12 protein-coding genes are annotated in these 15,679 nt (G+C 52.6%); 6 read left to right on the top strand and 6 right to left on the bottom strand.

Annotated elements, in window-relative coordinates; translation table 11 throughout:
* The first annotated feature begins 19 nt into the window (after window positions 1-19).
* The 5 genes from DFER_RS11740 to DFER_RS11720 all read left to right on the top strand — a co-directional run bounded on the left by DFER_RS11740 (window position 20) and on the right by DFER_RS11720 (window position 6,287).
* Entirely contained in the window at window positions 20-2,785 is a 2,766-nt protein-coding gene (locus DFER_RS11740) for an outer membrane beta-barrel family protein (RefSeq protein ID WP_015811847.1), read from the top strand.
* A 19-nt stretch (window positions 2,786-2,804) separates the two neighbouring features.
* Window positions 2,805-3,554: a GLPGLI family protein gene (locus tag DFER_RS11735; protein ID WP_041735017.1), complete on the top strand. Its 750-nt coding sequence runs from the start codon at window positions 2,805-2,807 to the stop codon at window positions 3,552-3,554.
* A 195-nt stretch (window positions 3,555-3,749) separates the two neighbouring features.
* Entirely contained in the window at window positions 3,750-4,637 is an 888-nt protein-coding gene (locus DFER_RS11730; RefSeq protein ID WP_015811845.1) for an OmpA family protein, read from the top strand.
* Window positions 4,638-4,733: 96 nt separating this feature from the next.
* On the top strand, window positions 4,734-5,687 hold the full coding sequence (locus DFER_RS11725; protein WP_015811844.1) for a threonine ammonia-lyase: 954 nt from the start codon (window positions 4,734-4,736) through the stop codon (window positions 5,685-5,687).
* Window positions 5,688-5,807: 120 nt separating this feature from the next.
* The gene (locus tag DFER_RS11720) at window positions 5,808-6,287 is read left to right on the top strand and encodes a hypothetical protein (RefSeq protein WP_015811843.1); all 480 of its coding nucleotides are present in this window, start codon (window positions 5,808-5,810) and stop codon (window positions 6,285-6,287) included.
* Between the two features lie 74 nt (window positions 6,288-6,361).
* On the opposite strand, the gene DFER_RS11715 is transcribed toward DFER_RS11720, so the two are convergent.
* From DFER_RS11715 to lpxK, 4 genes are read right to left on the bottom strand one after another with little or no spacing between them, the layout of a single operon-like run.
* Entirely contained in the window at window positions 6,362-9,268 is a 2,907-nt protein-coding gene (locus tag DFER_RS11715) for a PD-(D/E)XK nuclease family protein (protein WP_015811842.1), read from the bottom strand.
* A gap of 32 nt (window positions 9,269-9,300) precedes the next feature.
* Window positions 9,301-9,897, bottom strand: a complete 597-nt coding sequence (locus DFER_RS11710) for a MiaE family protein (protein ID WP_015811841.1) — start codon at window positions 9,895-9,897, stop codon at window positions 9,301-9,303.
* Between the two features lie 21 nt (window positions 9,898-9,918).
* Window positions 9,919-11,910: a putative porin gene (locus DFER_RS11705; protein ID WP_015811840.1), complete on the bottom strand. Its 1,992-nt coding sequence runs from the start codon at window positions 11,908-11,910 to the stop codon at window positions 9,919-9,921.
* 24 nt (window positions 11,911-11,934) lie between these two features.
* Window positions 11,935-12,975 (bottom strand): tetraacyldisaccharide 4'-kinase, encoded by a 1,041-nt coding sequence (lpxK, locus tag DFER_RS11700; RefSeq protein ID WP_015811839.1) that lies wholly within the window; start codon window positions 12,973-12,975, stop codon window positions 11,935-11,937.
* A gap of 67 nt (window positions 12,976-13,042) precedes the next feature.
* Between lpxK and DFER_RS11695 the strand changes: the two genes are divergently transcribed.
* Complete coding sequence (locus tag DFER_RS11695; protein ID WP_015811838.1) at window positions 13,043-14,143, top strand: o-succinylbenzoate synthase; 1,101 nt, start codon at window positions 13,043-13,045, stop codon at window positions 14,141-14,143.
* On the opposite strand, the gene hemF is transcribed toward DFER_RS11695, so the two are convergent.
* Window positions 14,111-15,022: an oxygen-dependent coproporphyrinogen oxidase gene (hemF, locus tag DFER_RS11690; RefSeq protein WP_015811837.1), complete on the bottom strand. Its 912-nt coding sequence runs from the start codon at window positions 15,020-15,022 to the stop codon at window positions 14,111-14,113. The genes DFER_RS11695 and hemF overlap by 33 nt on opposite strands.
* A 103-nt stretch (window positions 15,023-15,125) precedes the next feature.
* Window positions 15,126-15,560, bottom strand: coding sequence for a PepSY-like domain-containing protein (locus tag DFER_RS11685; RefSeq protein WP_015811836.1), 435 nt, complete (start codon window positions 15,558-15,560; stop codon window positions 15,126-15,128).
* Window positions 15,561-15,679 lie beyond the last annotated feature (119 nt).

The following is a 15,679-nucleotide window of genomic DNA, read 5'->3' as shown; positions in this document are numbered from 1 at the left end:
GTTATGTTTCTGTCTCTCGATGGCGGTTGCGCACGCGCAAACCGGGGGGCGATTCACGCTGAAAGGAACCGTTACCGACACTTCCGGCACAGCGCTCCCCGAAGCGACCATCATGTTACTGCTCCCCAAAGATTCTTCACTCGTCAACTTCGGCAGAACGGCCAAAGACGGGACTTTTGAAATGAAAAACCTGAGACGTACCACCTATATTTTCAAAGTGTCGTACGTGGGTTATGTGCCTTATCAGGAGATTGTCGATCCTAAAAATCAGGAAGTTGTGGATCTTGGTAAAGCCAAAATGAAGGTTTTGCAAAAAGAACTGTACGAAGTCGTGATCAAAACGGCCCGGGCGCCGCTGAGCATCCGGGGCGATACGGTGGAGTTTGATGCCAAGGCATTTAAAGTACCGCCGGGATCGAGTGTGGAAGACCTGCTGCGCAAGCTTCCGGGTGTGCAGGTGGATGGCGACGGGAACATTCGTGCGCAGGGTGAAGAGATTAAACGTGTAACGGTGGACGGTAAGCGCTTCTTCGGCGACGATCCCAAAATGGCCACCAAAAACCTGCCCGCCGAGGCGATCAACAAGGTGCAGGTCTTTAACGGGAAAACCGAGCAGGCCAAAGCTACCGGCGTGGACGACGGCAAGCGCGAAAAAACGCTGAACCTGGAATTGAAGGACAGCCATAAAAAAGGCGGTTTCGGAAAGGCAGTTGCGGGCGTCGGGACGGATTCGCGGATGGAAGGGAAGGTGAGCTACAACCGCTTCGATGAGAAGCAGCAGTTTGCATTGCTTGGTTTCGGGAATAATACCAACCAGTCGGGCATTGCGCGTAACGATTACCAGGATTTCAAAGGCAGCCAGTCGTTCAACTGGGGCGACGACGGGGATTTCGGATTCAGCAGCGGCCGGTACTACGGCGGCGACGATATCACGATCCAGCCCAACTGGGGCGGTCAGGGCTCGGAAGGGTTTACCAAAAACTGGGCTGGCGGCGCCAATTACAACTTCGATACGAAGAAGACAAAGCTGAGCACCAGCTATTTCTATAATTCCACACGTGCCATTACGGACGTGCAAACCAGCTCCGAGAACTTCCTCACCAACGATTCCTACCTCACCGACGGTAAAAACAAAACGATTGCATTTACCGGCAACCATCGCCCGGCATTCCGTTTCGAGCACAATATCGATTCGCTCAACACCATTATCCTGATCAGCAACTCGCGGATCAATGGCGGCGATAATGAGTATACCGCCGAGCAGCGCTCGTACCGCAATGAGAGCATGCTCACCAACCAGTCGACCGTGAACAACCTGAGCGATTACAACTCGTTTGCAATGGCGAACCTGCTGCTCTACCGTCACAAATTCAAGAAAAAAGGTCGGAACTTCGCCGCCAGCGTAGGTTATAACATTAACAATTCGGATGAAGACCGGCATCAGAATTCGGTGAACCTCTTCTTGCAGGATTCTACGAAAAACAGCGTGATCAACCAGTTGCAGCAAACCGAAAGCACCCGCGGCAACTTCAAGGGAAGCCTGTCGTTCGTGGAGCCATTTGCGAAGAAGTTTTTCTGGGAAACCTTTTACAATTACAGCACGCGGAAGGACAAGGTGGACCGCGACGTGTTCGACGTGGAAGGCAATGTGGACAAAGTGAACCCCTTCCTGACCCGGTACTACACCAACGACTTCTCCTACAACCGCCTCGGAACGAGTGTTCGCTACTCGCACAAGGGCCTGAATCTCGCTATGGGACTTGCAGGTGTGCAGTTTGACCTCCGCGGTAAGTTCGCGCTCGACGAATCGCAGCAGGATATGACGCGCGTAGACCGTACATTCAAAAAGTTGGTACCGAATGTGTCTTTGAATTACAGTCTGAAAAACAACAAATACGTGTATGCGGAATACGGCCTGAACGTGCGCGAGCCATCCATTACCGACTTGCAGCCGATCGTGGACAACAGCAACCCGCTCTACATCGTGGAAGGTAACCCCGACCTGATCCCGCAAACTACCCATAATGCCTACGCGGGTTTCAACATGTTCAATCCGGCGAGCTTTACCAACCTTTATGTGAATGCCTATTATAATTACAACGAGGACCAGATCGTGTACAACCGCACCATCAGCGAAGACCTCGTGACCACCACCAAGCCGATGAACATCAGCGGCGGGAACAATTACGGCAGCTACATTGGGTTCGGGTTTCCGTTGAAGAAAACAAAAGCGACGTTTGGAGTGAACACGGGGATTAATTTTAGCAACAACCTGACTTATATCAATAATGTCAAAAACGAGACGAAGACGGACGGATATAACTTCGGCGCACGGCTGGACCTGACCCCGAGCGATGTGTTTACGCTTTATACCAATGCAAACTGGAATATCAGCGACACCAAATACTCGATTAACACAAGCCAGAACCAGAAGATCGTCAATGCGACCTACAATGCTGAAATGAACATTAAAATGCCGAAGGAAATCTATTTCAGCGGCCGGCTGAACTACCGGAGCTATAAAAACGACCAATTCGGTTTCAACCAGCAGGTGCCGATCCTGAACCTCTCGGTGTACAAAATAGTGTTGAAAAACAAAAGAGGGGAGGTCCGCCTGACCGCCAACGACGTGTTCAAGAAAAACCTGGGTATCACGCAGAATGCAAACCAGAACTTCTATTCCGAACGCCGTGTGGCCACATTGTCGCGGTACTTCATGCTGAGCTTTACCTACAACATGCGCGGTATGACGGCATCGGTGAAACGCGGTCCGGGATTCTTTTAAATACTTATTAAACCAGATTATGAGAACAGTCGTAACATTGATATGGATGATGGTGATGTCTTCCGCGCCATTATTCGCACAGCAGCTGGAAGGCGAGATTACTTATGAAAGGGTGTATTACTGGACGAGGATCAACTCCCGTTTGTCATTCCTGAGCAACGAGGAAAAGGACAGGATGAAACAAACCTGGGGCAAAAACGACGAATATAAGCAGAAAATGACCCTGTATTTCAATGAAAAACAGAGCTTCTATGGTTACCCGAAGGTGATCGAGAACGAGCACGGCTGGTCGTGGTCCGAGGCGGATTACAAGATTTACCGGAATTTCGAAAAGGAAACCCGCACGGATATCATCGGCATGCTCGGTAAAACCTATGTGATAGAAGATTCATTGAAAACTCCGAGCTGGAAGGTAATGAACAAGATCAAGGAAGTGGCCGGGCGGATGTGTATGATGGCGGTAACGCAGGATACCATCAAGGACCAGAAGATCACGGCCTGGTTTGCGAACGACCTGCCGGTATCGGCCGGGCCGGAAATGTACGCGGGCCTGCCGGGGATGATTCTCGAACTGGACATCAATGACGGCGACATTGTGATTAGCGCCATTGACATTAAAATGAAACCGGTTGCGGCAGAGGATATTAATCTTCCCAAAAAGGTAAAAGGACGCAAGCTCAATAATAAACAATACGAGGATTTGGTGTCAACGCATATCCGCGACAGTATCAAGGCGCGGCGAAATCCGTTCTGGTCGATGCCTTACTAGTTAATTACTTCATTCATTGAGAAAAAGGGGACGATCCGCTACGGCATTGTCCCCTTTTTTTTGTACTTTCGCGTTTTGAATGCACCCCGGGCGGCGACTTTCAATGTCTGTGGCTCGATTATTGATAGCGATCAGTGGAGTACCAAATGTTTTACTTAACAGTGTTTATCTATTTTTAACAACCCTAAGACGATTATGAAACAAACGCTTTTAGCCGTTGCTATGCTCTTTGTACTGGGCTCATGTGCCAGCAAGAAAAAATTGCTCTCCGCACAGAAGCAAGCCAATGAGATCCAAATCCAACTGGACAAAGCAAGAGCCGACCTGAATGATTGTGACAGCAGAACTGCTGGTTTGAATAATGATTTGAAGGCAAAAAATGACGAGTTGACCAGCAAAAACGCGAAAATGAAAGAGCTGGAAGACCAGGTTGAATTCCTTAAAAAGAACAACAACAACCTTTTGGACCGCATGTCGGATCTTTCCGTGATCTCGAAAGAAGGTTCAGAAAGCATCAAGAAATCACTGGCTATGATGGACCAGCAGGGCGCTCAGATCCGCGACCTGAACAAGAGCATCCAGCACAAGGATTCTTTGAACATGGCGCTGGTACTGAACCTGAAACGTTCATTGGCTGATGTAAGCGACGAGGATGTTCAGATCGAAGTGAAAAAAGGCGTAGTTTACGTTTCCCTCTCCGACAAAATGCTTTTCCGCTCAGGAAGCTCTGTGATCAACTCTGCTGCTGACAATGTGTTGAGCAAAGTGGCGAAGATCCTGAACGACTACAAAGAGATCGAAATCCTGATCGAGGGTCACACGGATAATGTACCCATCGCGACAGACAAAGTGGCGGATAACTGGGATCTTTCCGTACTGCGTGCAACTGCCGTTGCCCGTACGCTTCAAAAGAAATACGGAGTTGAGCCGGTACGTATGATCGCCGGCGGCCGTGGCGAATATCTCCCCAAAGTGGCTAACGATTCAGCGCCTAACCGCAGCCTGAACCGTCGCACGGAGATCATCATTACGCCGAAACTCGATCAGTTCTTCAACCTTTATACACCGAACGCCGGTAAATAAGGTAAACTGACCAATTTTCGAAATGAGGGCCCTCCGGTAACAGGACGGGCCCTTTTTCTTTTAACAGCAGGAACAATTTTCATAACATTCACCGATATGCCAGAAACTGTACCTACCCGGGAAACCATCGAAGCGGCCCACGAGCGCGTAAAGCCCTACATTCATCAAACCCCCGTTTTTACTTCCCAATTCCTGAACGGCCTCTCCGGCGCCCGGCTGTATTTCAAATGCGAAAACTTCCAGAAGATCGGGGCATTCAAGGCGCGCGGCGGACTGAATGCGGTGCTCTCGCTGTCGGCGGCGCAGCTGGCCAACGGGGTCATCACGCATTCGTCCGGCAACCACGCGCAGGCCATCGCTTTTTCCGCCCGGAAAACCGGGACGAAATGCTACATCGTCATGCCTGACAACTCGCCGAAGGTGAAAATAGCTGCCGTGGAAGGCTATGGGGCCGACATTACTTTTTGTAAAAACACCCCCGAGGACCGGCAGCGCACGGTTGACGAGATCGTTGCACGCACAGGCGCGACTTTTTTACATCCATTCAACAATTACGAAGTGGTAGCCGGCCAGGCCACCGCCGCGAAGGAGCTCATCGCGGACGCCGGTGCGAAACTGGACGCGATTGTGGCGCCGGTAGGAGGGGGCGGCTTGCTGAGCGGAACGGCACTGGCCGCCCGGTATTTCTCGCCCGGCACGAAGGTGTACGCAGGAGAGCCCGAAGGCGCGGCGGACGCGGTATTATCATTCCGGAGCGGTAAAATCGAAAAAGCGTCCTACGTGAACACCATTGCCGACGGGCTGCTTACGCACCTGGGCGATAAAACTTTCCCGATCATCAAATCGGAAGTGACCGATATTTTCACGGTTTCCGACGAGGAGATCATTCAGGCGATGCGGTATTTGTGGGAACGCATGAAAATGGTCGTGGAGCCGTCGGGAGCGGTTTCTACGGCAGCTGTTCTTAAAAACCGGGCTGTTTTCGAGGGGAAAAACGTCGGGATCATCATCTCCGGTGGTAATGTGGACATGGGTAGGCTGCCGTTTTGACAAAGCGTTGAGCGTAAGTTTTTCCTGTCCCGATATGCGCATTCCGGGGCAACGCCGTTATAGTAGGAAATTTGAGATGCGTGTTTATATTTGAAAATTGTTTACTCTTAAAATTGAAGTATGAAAAAGCTGATTTTTTGCTGTCTGGTCGTTTTAATGGGCGCTTGCAAGGATGACAAGAAAGATCCTGAACCGGAGGCGGATTATGCACCGAGCTTTGTAGGGGTTTACGAAACCATCACTGTGGAAGGAGGTGTGACGAGTCGTTATAAATGGGATATTACCACGGAAACCAAGAACCAGCTGAACATCAAATATACCAAGAACACGGAAATCACCATTTCCGGCACGAAAGTCACGCTGAACCAGGAATATCCGCTCGTTGCGGTGAAAACCACGGCTCAGGATAATTTCGAGATCAACGAAAAAGTGAATGTGACCCAGAGCACAGGCGAAGCGCTGAACGTCCGCGTGAGCGGCATCGGCAGCCGGATCGTGAATACCAACGGCATCCCGCAGATCAACATTACCCTGAAATCCTCCGAAGCCAGCACAAGCCTGCCCGACGAGGAAATTTATCTCGAATTCAAGAAGAAATAATTGAATTCTCAACGGCGCGAAAGGCGGACGGGATCACTCGTCCGCCTTTTGCTTTTGAGAGGCATTGCGGCAGGTTACCGCCCGCAAATGCCGGTGAAATCGCAAAATTTGCAGGTAGTAAGGTCGTCCGTTTTGCGGAAGGGCACATCGGGATCGAGCATTACATTCAGGATGTCAGTCAGGATCACTTCCGATTTTTCGATAAACTCTCCTGGGGCCAGCTGGTCGGTAAGTTCAAGCGGGTTGGCGATCAGGTTTTTAGGGTCGCGGAAGGAATAGAAGCCCGATTTGACTGCATATTCGCCGAAATTGTACGTGTTGCCGCGTAGTTTCAATCCATTTTCCTCCTTCATCCTGCGGTACATCAGGTATTCGTAAATCCAGAGCTGGCGGACGTAACCCATTTTGCGGTCCGGGTCGGCGCGGATTACTTCCTCCCGGGCCACAGGATCGGCCAGTTTTTGCTTGCCCGTCAGCTCCACGCTGCCGGTTTTGTAATCCATCACATACAATATGCCGTCTTCCCCCAGCTCGATACGGTCGATTTTCCCGCCCAGGCGCACGGGTGTGAACGCGCCTTGCAGCACGAGCTGAATGCGCGTGTGCAGCGGCTGCTCGGCGGCCAGGATTTGCCGGCGGGGCTTTTGCGCCATGTGGTGGCGCAGGAAGGTCAGGATTTGCTGTTCGCCGATCTGGTAGTAAATGCGGTTGAGACCCAGGTTGGTAACATAGCCTTTGAACAGCCGGTCGAATTCCTCGCGCAGCACCTGCACGATCTCTTCTTCGGATGGATCTTTGTCCAGCAGGAAAAATTCCAGGTCCAGGCGTTCCAGCGAAGCGTGCAGCCAGGTCCCGATTTTGTCCATTCCGAGCTCTTCCTCTACTTCCTCTTTTTCCTTCACGCCGGCAATGTGTTTGAGGTAAAACTGCATGGAGCAGCGGATAAACTCATTCAAATGCGTTGGGTAAATGCCTTTTCCGTCGAGATAAGCGCGGATGGCAGCAATGAGGGCGTCGTCTTTGTGCACCACTTCTTCGAGCTCCTGCCGGGCCTGGGCTTCGAAAACCACGGTTTTGTTCTCGATGCGGATCAGCGGGTTGTATTGCGCGAGCTCATATTCGATTTGCCGCACAAAACGGCTCTTCTCGCCGCCGCCGGGCGCGTCGTTGGTGCTGGTGTACAATATATGCACCTCAGAAGCGCGTTGGAGCAGCCGGTAAAAATGGTACGACATGACCGCCTCCTGGTGCTGGTGCGTAGGCAGGCCCACAGCCTGCGCGGCGTCGAACGGGATCAGCGAGTTTTGTCGCTTCGCCTGCGGTATCACACCTTCGTTGACAGATAGAATAATGATCCGCTCGAAGTCCAGTGCCCTTGTTTCGAGCATTCCCATAATTTGCAGGTTGCTCACCGGCTCCCCGCTGAATGGAATGCGCGTCTGGCGGATCAGTTCGAACATAAACGATTTCAGCGTCCGCAGCGTGATCAGCTCGGCGCGCTCCTCGATAGTCTGTTCGAATTGTTTGAGTAAGGTGTAAAACAAATAGAGGTATTCCGTTTCCAGGGCATTCTTGTAATCCTTGTAAACCTCCCGCAACAGCTCGATCAGCTGGTAAAACGAGCGGATCACCTGCTGTGCATTGTTTTTCTGCCAATGCGTGAAAAGGATCTGAAAAAGCGGGTGGTTATCGCCCAATGTTACCAGTTCCTCCGAGCTCAGGAACACCTGGTTGCCTTCGGTAATCTCGCGCAGGGTTCGCTGAATGATCGTTTGGCCGTCTTCCAGCGGCGTGAGCGCTACGTGTTCGTAATGCCGGATAAACGGGTGGTTAAGGATTTTGTCCACCGACTTATGCCCGAATTTCGGAATGCGGATCAGTTTGCCGCTCCTGCTGCGGAGCTCGACTACATTCTGCTGCAACTCAAAAATGCCGTCCACCAGCGTGTAAAGCAGCGAATTTCGCATGGATAGCCCCATGGTCACGTTCAGATCCCGCACTTCTTCGTCCAGCGAATAGAGCATTGGAAGGAGCAGGTTTTCGTCGGCCAGTACAATGGCCGTAGGCACGGGCGCGTCTTCCGCTTCGAAGCGTTTCATGCGCTGGTAAAGCTCTCCGGCTACCTTGGTTTGAAGCGTGGCATTGGGAACGCCGTAAAGGGTAATGTGCTTTTCGGTAGACAGCAGTTCGTCGCCGGTCCAGTTCCATTCACCGAACTCCTTGCTCCGCTGGTATTCGCGCAGGCTTTTCCCGGCTTCCACCACCGTATTTTCCGACATATAATACCGGTCCGAATCCCATAGTACCTCGGCCTTTTTGGCCTTCACCAGGGCCGTCACGATCACCCGTTCGGAAGTTGTGAATGCATTGAAACCGGCAAAATAAATCCGTTCCATCTCGGGGAGATCGGCGGAGAGGTTGGCAATGTCCGTCGCCAGCTCGCGGTAGGCCATGCCCCGGTAGGCTTTCCCCTTGGCCAGCAGCCGCTGCCTGAACGACCGGTACACCTGATGGATGTTCTCAAACAGCGAGAAATACTGCCTCGAACCGCCCTCGCTGTTGAGCGACCGGCCTTCGGGCAAGCTTTCCTGCCAGCGCGAAAGCGCATGCGCTTCCGAAAGGTATTCGAACAGGAAATCGGTTTTCACCAGGTACTGATCGATCTTATCGAGGTCGCTCAGCAGCACCGAAGCCCAGCCCATAAACCGGTCGAACTGCACGTCGGGGTCTATTTCCCGGAATGTTTCGTACAGATCGAACAGCAAATGCACCGGGTCCTCGATTTCGAGTCGGCAGATGCTTTCCACAAAATCGTCGATGGCCATAATGCCCGGGCTCATGAGCGGCTCGGTTGTTTCGCCGGCCATTTCCCGCATCAGAAAAAATGCCGCCCGCCGCGTCGGCACCACGATCTGCACGCGATCGAGCGAGGTATGGTTGGCGAGAATGCGTTTGGCTATGAGGTTCAGGAATGATGGCATCGGGAATCGGAATGGGAATGCGGGTAATTATTTCAATGGATGCGGTCGCCGCGCGGCGACAATGTGTTCATAATCGCGGCCTCTGCATGCAGCAGCTCCTTCCACCGGCTCCGCACCTTGTCGTGGGCGACGTAGGTTTCAGCCAGTTCCAGAAACGTGCGGTAATGGCCTGCTTCGGAGATCATCAGTTCGCGGTAGAATTTTTGCAGCGATTCGTCTTCCAGGTTCTCCGAAAGCAGCTTGAACCGCTCGCAGCTCCGCGCCTCGATAAGCCCGCAAATGAGCAGCCGGTCGAGGAACATTTTCTCCTGGTCGCCCTTGGTGATCAGCTGCATGAGCTGGTTCACGTATTCGTCTTTTCTCTGGCGCCCCAGCGGGATATTTCTTTTCTTCAATTCTTTTAAAACCCTTTGAAAATGCCCCCATTCTTCGGCCACAATGGGCGTGAGGGTTTCAACGAGCAATGCTTTATCGGGATAATGAACAATGAGCGAAATGCAGCTCGATGCCGCTTTTTGTTCGCAATACGCGTGGTCTATCAGCACGTCGCCGATTTGCATGGCGGCAATATTGGTCCAGCGGGGATCGGTCGGAAGTTCCAGTCCGAGCGTAGTGAGTGATGTAGCCATAGGATCAAAAGTATGCGTCAGCTAGTCGAACAGCGGCCAGTTGACACCGAATGAAAATGATCTCGCAAGGCCCAGGTAACCGGGCGTAACATAATACCCTTTGGGGAAAAGGCCAAAGTTGCCTCCCTGGTTAAGATAAGACATTTTAAAGAACAATCGCACCCTTTTGATCCGCACATTGGCAAACCCGTCCACCACCACATTCTGGTCCAGCCTCGTAGTGTCCTGTAAATGAAATTGTTGGGTTACGGGCATGTAGGCGTCAGCCAGGTACGATGAGCGGTAGCGTGCCGCCAGTCCGAGCTGGATGAAGAGCACTTTGGCATACACAAAATCGAAGGTCACTTCACCGCTGGCAAATACCGTCGGAATGCGCATCACGTCCTTATTGTCGTTCAGCGTGAGGTAACCCATGGTGGTAAAATTCCATCGGTTCAAATGAATGCCCGAGTTGAAGCCTAGCCGCAGCAACCTGAAACCGGAATTGAGCTGCCGGGGCACGGCGGCGGTGTCGTAGTAAATGTAGTCGTTGATCTGGTGGATCTGCGCCTCGGGCACAAACTCGATTTTCTTCGTTTTCAGCACCAGTGACGCGTAAATGGTCTGGACCTTGGTTGGGTCGAAGTTGTTACGCCAGTCGAAATGGTTGCTGATGTACCGCTGTACCAGCAGGTCGGGGGCGGTTTGGATGCTCTGGAAGCCGGCTTTCCCCCAGCGGGTATTCAGCTCGCCTTTCAGGCGGTATTCCACGTTCCGGGCCAGGTTCAGGTCGGCCTCGGCGGTGAGGTATTGCACGGAGTCTTTGAGATAATAACCCAGCCAGGCGCCGATGATGTTGTCGAATTTCAGCCCGCTGCGGTAGGTGAGGTAAGGGGCTCCTCGTTCATTCGGCGATTGCGCCCCGCCGCGCATGCCGTAAAACCGCTGCCGGACGTAAGCACGGTAGTTGAAGCCTTCGTAAAACCCTTTGATACCGACCTTGTTATCAAACAATTTGTAATAAATGTCCTGCCTCGTTTGCGTCGTATCGAAGCGGGCGGCCGGGTATACTTTCTTTTCCAGCCCGCGCGTCAGTTGCAGGTCTGTGTAATGGTCGATCGTGCTTTGGAAATCGGCTTGCTGGAAAACCTGGAAGCCATTTGCCAGCCTGTATTGTTGGTACACGTGAAAAACATGCCGCCGCTCCCAGGAATTGGCATTATCGCTGATATTGGCTGCACCGTCATAAGAGTATTTGTCGATCACGCCGTTCTCGTCCACGTCCGGGATCACCCCGCCTTGTTCCTTCACCCGCATGTTGAGGTGCCGGTAATGCGCGAGGATGAGGTACTTTTTGTTTTTGGAAAAAAAACTCGTGTGTGCCAGGAACGTCCAGTTCTGGCCCAGCAATGCGCCCGAATTAATCGTATTGGCAAAACCATAGACCTTATTGGACGTCAACCGCGTGGCGCGGATACCAAAGTTGAACCGCGAATGCACATTTTGCGTGTAGGCGAATGTACCGAGCGATGTCTTTTTAGGCCCCGACATAAAATCCAGCTCGGTATGCTGCGATTTCGTATCCACATAGGCTACGTCTTCCTGCCGGATCGCATATGCGTCGTAGACCCGGAGGCCGAGTTGGGTTCCAATGTCCTCGCGCGGCTGGAAAAAGAGGTTGCGCGTTGCGGTCACATGGTTACCGAGGTCGGCGAGCTTGCCCCAGGCCTTGTCCATCGGCATCCACCGGTGAAAGTTGGTGAGGCCCGTATCCACCCGGTACCGGACCGAATCGCGGTTGTTGAAAATGTCGTTTTCGTAAAAATGCAGGGTAGTTTGCGGCCCGTAGATCGTTTTCGTGCTATCATCCAGGATGGCCTGCCCGCCGCCGCCGGCACCTCCTCCTCCGCCACTTCCACCGCCGCCGCCCGGCATCCGCATGTTGCCCGGCAACCTCACCTGGCCGCTGGCTGTCGGTATGGTTAGGATGAAGCTGCATAAAACACACAGTAAGCTATATAAAACAATTCTCATAAAGGGGAAACTCGTTCTGCCGTTTTAAAACCGGTTGCCGGCCTGTAATGTGACCCATTGCCTGAAAGCCTGCTCCCCGCTACCGAAATCCACGGAAACCGGAATGTACGCGAAGCGCGCAGCGTAGCTTTTTGAGACAACCATTGGTTTTAATTTGACCATATCCTTTTCAGTCGTGACCACAAAAGTATCGTTTTTTAGGTTCTTAATAAGGTCTTCCACGTCACTTGGCGTGTAATTGTGGTGATCGGGAAAAACCTTCTGGTCAGTAACGCTGAACCGGGTGCTCAAATATGCGGCGAATGGCAACGGATTTGCGATTCCGGCCACCATTTTAACATTCTTTAACTCCACCGGCCAGCCATCGTACGACCTGGCGACGTCGTAGCGGATGGTAGCGAAGAAAACCGGCACGCCTGGGCGGGTGTAGCGGAGTATATCTTCCCTGATCTGTTCCTTTTCCTGATCGGCGAGCGACGCCGGGCATTTCGTCACGATCACCGCATCGGCCCGCTTTGCACCCTGCCGCCTTTCGCGCAGCCGGCCGGCCGGGAATGGATGGTCCTCGTAAAACGGCCTGTTGTAGTCGTTCAGTAAAATATTGAGGTCGCGGCGAATGGCGCGGTGCTGGTAGGCGTCGTCCAGCAGCAAGAGTTGGTTTTCGGGATGGAGGCTGAGAATGCGTTTCGCGCCTTCCACCCGTTTTTCGCAAACGGCTACTACTGCCTGGCCGCTGAATTTGCTGTAAAACTGGAAAGGTTCGTCGCCGATCGTCGCGGCGGAAGAGGAGGCATCGGCCAGGATAAAACCACGCGTTTCCCTGCCATAGCCGCGGCTCAGGATGGCCGTGGGCGTTTGCGGGGCGAAGAGCCGCGTGAGGTATTCAATAACCGGGGATTTGCCCGTTCCGCCGACGGTAAGGTTGCCGACGGCGATCACAAATTGGGGTACTTTTTCGGATGCCAGCCACTGGCGGTCGAAGAGGAAGTTCCTGACATCGGTGATAAAACCGTAAACCCACGAGAGGGGCAGCAATGCTTTTTTTATCAGGCGCAGTTCTTTCATCCTGGTGCATAATTACGTAAATTTTGTCTAATATTGTGCCCCTTTTAATATCTGACACCGCAAAATCATGCCGTTAAAAATTGTGTATAAGCCACATACGCTTCATTTTCGCAAGGAAGCGGGCACCTCACGCGGGGTACTTACACAAAAGACATCCTGGATTGTGATCGTGACCGATTCCGAGAAGCCGGGTGTCGCAGGGTATGGTGAATGCGGACCATTGCCCGGCCTGAGCGTCGACGATATCCCTGATTTCGAAGCGCAGCTGGCGGATGTCTGCACCATTTTCAACGAGCTCGATCTGGAAGTTTTTCCATTCAACCTCGGCATTATACTCGAACAGCTCATTCCCGAAAACCTGCCGTCTATCGGCGCCGGAGTAGAAATGGCGCTGCTCGATATCATGAACGGCGGGCAGCGAATGCTTTTCAAAAATGGCTTTTCCGACCGCGGCGAAGGCATTCTGATGAACGGGCTGATCTGGATGGGATCTTTTGAAAACATGCTCGCGCAGGTGGAAGAGAAGCTTTCGCAGGGTTTTACGACCCTCAAAATGAAAGTAGGGGCGATTGATTTTGAGCAGGAATGCCGGATACTGGAAGCGGTGCGGAGCAGGTTTGATCCCAATGCGATCACGCTGCGCGTAGATGCGAACGGCGCATTCACGGCTGAAAACGCCCATGAAAGATTGGAGCGGCTCGGCGCATTCGGCCTGCATTCGATCGAACAGCCGGTGAAAGCCGGCCAGCACGAACTGATGGCCGGACTTTGTAAAACCTCGCCCGTGCCGGTGGCGCTGGACGAGGAACTGATCGGCGTTACCAGCTACCGTGAGAAATTTGCATTGCTGAAAAAGCTCGCGCCGCCGTTTATCATTCTTAAGCCGACATTGCTCGGAGGGTTCACCGCCACAAGCGAATGGATCGAGATCGCCAACCGTCTGCAAATCGGCTGGTGGATCACCTCCGCATTGGAATCGAACATCGGCCTCAATGCGATTGCACAGTACACTGCCTCATTCCATAATCCCCTTCCGCAGGGATTGGGCACCGGGCAGCTCTACACCAACAACTTCGAATCGCCGCTCACGGTCGAAGACGGACATTTGTACTACCGGAAAGAAATAGCCTGGACATTACCAGGCCACGCCCTTGCGGAGCCAGCCTAAGGTTTCGGCCTCCGGCGTGCCCGGTTCGGGGATCAGGTTGTATTCCCAGTTGGCCTGAGGCGGCAAACTCATCAGAATAGATTCCGTACGCCCATTCGTTTCAAGCCCGAACTTCGTGCCGCGGTCCCACACGAGATTGAACTCCACGTATCTTCCCCGCCGCAGGTATTGCCATTGTTTTTGTTCGTCGGTAAACGGCTTATCCGCGTATTTCCGCATCAATGCCGTGTAAACAGGCGCAAAGTTTTCGCCCACCTCTTTCACAAAATCGAAAAGCTCAGTTTTCGAAAGGCCCTGGCCGTGGCCGGGTTCGCCGGGTTTGAGGTAATCGAAGAAAATACCGCCTACGCCGCGCGTTTCGTTGCGGTGCTGGATGAAGAAATAGTCGTCCGCCCAGGTTTTGAAATTCGGGTAAAATGCGGGGTGATGCTTGTCGCAGGCGGTTTTCAGGGTTTGGTGAAATGCGCGTGCGTCTTCTTCCACCACATAATGCGGCGTCAGGTCGATGCCGCCGCCGAACCAGCATGTACCGTTGTCGAGCTCGAAATAGCGCACATTCATGTGGATAATGGGCACATGCGGGTTGCGCGGGTGCATTACGATGGACACCCCGGTGGCTGTAAACTGCGGGTTGGCGTCTTCGGCCAGGTTCATTTGCGCGCGCAGCCGCGGATGCACTTCGCCTTTCACGCTCGAAAAATTAACGCCGCCCTTTTCGATCACCGCGCCGTTCTGGATCAGGCGCGTGCGGCCGCCGCCGCCGGAATGGTGCTGCCAAAGGTCTTCATGGAATGTCGCTCCGCCGTCGGTCGTTTCGATGGCCTGGCAAATACGGTCCTGCAAATCTTTGAAAAAGGACTCTATATGGTCAACTGTCATGGTCGGGATTCTTGCTTGAAGCCGCAAAAGTACGATAAATGCGCTGGCACGGCACAAAAAAAGCAGGACGAATGCCCTGCTTCCCGTTCAATTTATACATCCATTAGTCGTCGATACGAAGAAATGTGCCCGAGAGGTTAAATACCAACTCTTTTCTGTTGGAGAGGCGTACTTCCTGGTCGGTGCGGTCTTTGTCCCATTCGGTAATGAACTCGTCGGGATAATGCTCCTGCACGTATTCGAGTACTTTAAGCGGGATTACCGTATCCGGCAGCTTCTCGGTGGTGCGGCTTTCAATGCTGTAACAATCACCTTTTTTATCGAATTCCAGTTTCACCTGGTTGTCCAGGATCACATCGTAGCTCGTTTCGAGATCGTCGCGGTCGCGTACCACCTGCGAAATGCGCGCGTCGGGGAAATGCGCTTCGATAAAATCTTTTGCATTGACCGGCAGGTCTGCTTCATCCACTACTTTATCCTTGTCGCAGGCCGTAGCCACAAATAGAAGAAAGGCCAGAATTGATGCCAGTTTTTTCATAATTGTTGTCAGTTAAATTGAGTATTGATTTAATCCCTGACAACCGTCGCTGCATTCCCCCCTATGCCGTCGACTATTTTTTCTGTCAAATGACAACAGTGGCCGTGCCAAGTCCAAAA

This window comes from Dyadobacter fermentans DSM 18053 (assembly GCF_000023125.1).
Classification (GTDB): domain Bacteria; phylum Bacteroidota; class Bacteroidia; order Cytophagales; family Spirosomataceae; genus Dyadobacter; species Dyadobacter fermentans.
This window is presented reverse-complemented; position numbering and strand designations above follow the sequence as displayed.